Source organism: Bradyrhizobium erythrophlei (assembly GCF_042430365.1).
GTDB classification, from domain to species: Bacteria; Pseudomonadota; Alphaproteobacteria; order Rhizobiales; family Xanthobacteraceae; genus Bradyrhizobium; species Bradyrhizobium erythrophlei.
Genome location: NZ_JBHMET010000265.1, coordinates 1 through 1,180 on the forward strand (window position 1 = coordinate 1; position 1,180 = coordinate 1,180).

Genomic DNA, 1,180 nt, shown 5'->3' on the forward strand with positions numbered 1-1,180 from the left:
GGGGGGCGCATGCGCGGCGCATTTGTGGATCAGGGCGGGCTGTTTTCGTACATTGCGCCGGAAGCGCGGGTGCCATCGAACCACCCGCTGAGGAGGATTCGGACGCTCGTCCGGGAAGTTCTGAGCGAGTTGAACCGTAGCTTTGGGAAGCTCTATTCGAGCGAAGGACGCCCCTCGATCCCTCCGGAGCAATTGCTGAGCGCGTTGCTGCTGCAGGTGTTCTACGGCATTCGGTCGGAACGACAGCTCATGGAGCAATTGGACTACAATCTTTTGTACCGCTGGTTCGTGGGGCTGTCGCCGGACGATCCGGTCTGGGACCCGACCAGCTTCACGAAGAACCGGGAGCGGCTGCAGAACGGCGATATATTTACGAAGTTCATGACCAAGCTTTTGAACCATCCTCAGGTCAAGCCGCTATTGTCGGACGAGCATTTTTCGGTGGACGGGACGTTGATTGAGGCTTGGGCTTCACAGAAGAGCTTCCGCCCCAAGGACGGCAGCGATGACGACGACGGCGCGAACTTCCACGGCCAGAAGCGCAAGAACGACACGCATGCGAGTACGAGTGATCCCGACAGTCGGCTATACCGCAAGGCCGCCGGACGGGAGGCGAAGCTCTGCTATATGGGCCACGCCACCATGGAGAACCGGCATGGGCTGGCCGTGGCCGGCATGGTCACGCTCGCCAGCGGCACCGCCGAGCGTCGCGCCTCGGAGAAGATGCTCAAAACCAAAGCCAAGGAGGCCGGCCATCGTATCACCGCCGGTGAGGACAAGGCCTATGACACGGCCGATCATGTGGCCAATCTTCGCGCCATCAACGTCACACCGCACGTGACGCAGAACAACGGCATCACCAAAACCGGCAAGAGTCGCCGAAGTGCCATCGACGAACGGACCACGCGCCACCGGGGCTATGGCATGTCGCAATCGCGCCGAGCGATGACCGAATGCATCTTCGGCTGGGGCAAGCAGCACGGTACGATGCGCAAGACAAAACATCGCGGCATCGGTCGCGTCGCCGCCGATTTCATGCTTAACCTGATCGCCTACAATCTGATCCGCGTTCCCAAACTGGCCACGGCATAGGCAAGTAGCCGTTCAGGAGCGCCACATACACTCGAACACCTCACCAGAACCACCTGCCCAAACACACAGCAATGCTTCAATTTCTGGG

The 1,180-nt window shown here is 60.3% G+C and carries 1 protein-coding gene; it reads left to right on the forward strand.

Annotated features, from left to right (window positions below):
- The first annotated feature begins 9 nt into the window (after positions 1 to 9).
- Positions 10 to 1,092, forward strand: a complete 1,083-nt coding sequence (locus ACFFWD_RS40275) for an IS5 family transposase (RefSeq protein WP_376971493.1) — start codon at positions 10 to 12, stop codon at positions 1,090 to 1,092.
- The last annotated feature ends 88 nt before the right edge of the window (positions 1,093 to 1,180 follow it).

Coding starts and splice junctions, on each gene's coding strand:
- ACFFWD_RS40275 (WP_376971493.1), top strand. CDS start 10: ATGCGCGGCGCATTTGTGGATCAGGGCGGGCTGTTTTCGTACATTGCG.